The following is a 1247-nucleotide window of genomic DNA, read 5'->3' on the forward strand; positions in this document are numbered from 1 at the left end:
TTATGCCGCCAGGGCGACGGCTTCTTTGTGAATGGTCTCGTATTCGATCGGGGTCAGCTTACCCAGCCTCCGCTGTCGACGGCGGCGATGGTAGGTCGCTTCGATCCAATGGATGATCCGGGCCCGCAGCTGATCCCTGGTGGTCCAACAGCCTCTATTGAGCACGTTCTTCTGCAGCGTGGAAAAGAAGCTCTCCATCGCAGCATTGTCCCCAGCAGCTCCTACTCGGCCCATGGACCCGGCCAGCTCGTACCCCTTCAGGGCCCGCTGGAATCTCCGTGAACGAAATTGCGACCCACGGTCGCTGTGAACGATGCACCCGGCTACTTCTGAGGGGCCTCCGCGACGAGCCACAGCATCGTGCAGAGCCGTCACTGCCAGGCGGGATTTCATCCTGGAATCGATGGCATAGCCCACGATCCGATTGCTGAAGACATCCTTGATCGCGCACAGGTAGAGCTTGCCCTCACCAGTGCGGTGTTCGGTGATGTCCACCAACCACTTCTGGTTAGCTCCGGTAGCGGTGAAGTCCCGGCCGATGAGGTCATCACAGACCGGCGGGCCCGGCTTCTTATACTTCTTCCTGCCCTTGCGCTGAGTGGCTGAGAAGAGCTGCTGCTGTGAACACAGCCGCCACACCCGCCGTTCAGAGGCCTGGTACCCGGCGGCGGTGAGCTCATCGGCGATGAACCGGTGTCCGAACTCAGGGTCATCAGCATGAACATCTATCGCGGCGTCGAGCAGGTGGGCCTCATCCCAATCCCGCTGAGAGATCGGCGCTGCTGCCCATTTGTAGAAGGCTTGCTTGGTAAAGCCCAGAACCCGGCAGGTCACCGCCACCGGCACCCCGGCAGCGGCAAGGTCACGGACCAGCGGGAACATCATTTTGGGGAGGCCCCACCCAGCTTCAGGTTCGCCTGGGAGAGATACGCAGCCGCTTCGCGCAGAACCTTGTTCTCCTGCTCAAGCTCACGGATCCGGCGCAGCATCTTCGCCTGCTCCCGGGACTCCTCAGCGTCCTTGGCCGGCTCGATCCCATGCTCTTCGAGCTTCGCAGCCCGGATCCAGGACTGCAGCGCGGACTTCGAGCAGCCCATATCCGCGCAGACCTGCTTCTGGCTCATCCCGCCAGCAACCAGCTCCACAGCGGTGCGGCGGAACTCCTCGGTATAGACGACTTTCGGCATGACTTCCATCCTTCCTGCTTTCTCAGCAGTCTTGAAGTCAACCGAACCTTCAGCAGACCC

1 pseudogene is annotated in these 1247 nt (G+C 61.4%); it reads right to left on the reverse strand.

From position 1 onward, the window contains the following. Positions 1-1187: pseudogene (locus ABD658_RS15255) on the reverse strand (IS3 family transposase). Positions 1188-1247: the final 60 nt, after the last annotated feature.

The sequence above is a fragment of the Nesterenkonia aethiopica genome (assembly GCF_039534665.1).
In the GTDB taxonomy this organism is placed as follows: Bacteria; Actinomycetota; Actinomycetes; order Actinomycetales; family Micrococcaceae; genus Nesterenkonia; species Nesterenkonia aethiopica.